Annotated in this window: 1 protein-coding gene; it reads right to left on the reverse strand. The window is 54.2% G+C overall.

Annotated features, from left to right (window positions below):
* Positions 1 to 112 precede the first annotated feature (112 nt).
* Positions 113 to 1,162 (reverse strand): hypothetical protein (locus V6D20_07670; protein HEY9815662.1); only part of this gene is annotated, 1,050 nt, incomplete at its 5' end.

Genomic DNA, 1,162 nt, shown 5'->3' on the forward strand with positions numbered 1-1,162 from the left:
GCTTGGGCGGATTGTATGTCTGCGCTGATGATGGCGATCGCCACAAGGGGGGTAATGCCGAGTAATTTCACGCTGAGGCCATTGGGACGGGATGGAAGCAAGTTTAAGGATTTCATAGGGTTCCCTCCGCAGCGGAATTGAGTTGCATCACGCGATCCAAATCAACCAATTGTCCCCGCACTTCTGGGGCACGGTTCCCCGTTGCCTGTAGGAGTAACGCATCAATGGCATCCACATCATCGCTAAGTAGGAAGGTGAGGGCGGCCTCCAAACGGCGGACTTGGCGGGCATTCGGGATGGCTGAGTTCAAGGCAAAAGGTGGATTCGGCGTGACGGCTTGGCTCAGGATCAAAGGATTGTCTCCGGTGGAATTGAGGGCAAGGTCGGTCGAGGCAGCGGGGTTGAGGATAGAGAATTCCGGCGATACAGGGAAGCTAAACTCGCTCGTCTGAATATTGGCGAAATCTAAGAGGCTGGTTAGCAAGGGTTGCTCGCCAAAGATGACGGTGTCGTCGGTGGTATTGTCTCCAGCAAGGCGGCGATCGCCAACAATTGTCTCAGGCGTTCCGGTCGGTTCCGAGAGGAAAGAAATAAGCTGTTCTGGGGTTCCTGGATTGGCGCGGAGGGCGATCGCCAAAGGTTCTTCTAGCTGATTTTCTACTGGCGCAAAACCGAGCATCCATTCTGGTGCATTGGAGAAGGAGAAGCCCGTAATTAGCGGTTCTGTGGTCTCAGCACTCGGTTGATCTAAGTCTGGGGTAGCAAGATTTATCCGGCGTGACTCATCGGACAAATTCGGATCGTTTAGCTCAGGCACAAAGGAAAGGAGCGGTTCCCTGATGGGCACTGCCTCTGCATTAGCGGGGGCGATCGCCACGGGTTGTTGACCCCAAGCGTTGGTTGTTGCGCCATTTCTAGATGCTTGAGTAGTTTGGCGATCGCCGCCAGTTTTTTCAGCCGATGGTGGTAAAGTTGCCAATTCCGGTAGTTCCTGACCAATCAAGCTGCTAACCAAACCCTCGCCCCCTAACTGGGAGGACAATAATTGGAAGGTCTCTGCCTGAGCATTCAGAGCAAAGGTTACCGGCGGAGTGCTTGGAGCCGCTGCCACTTCTTCAGGTGCTGACGTTTGACCCAATGAACGAATCACAATGCGATCGCC

This window comes from Candidatus Obscuribacterales bacterium, assembly GCA_036703605.1.
Taxonomy (GTDB): domain Bacteria; phylum Cyanobacteriota; class Cyanobacteriia; order RECH01; family RECH01; genus RECH01.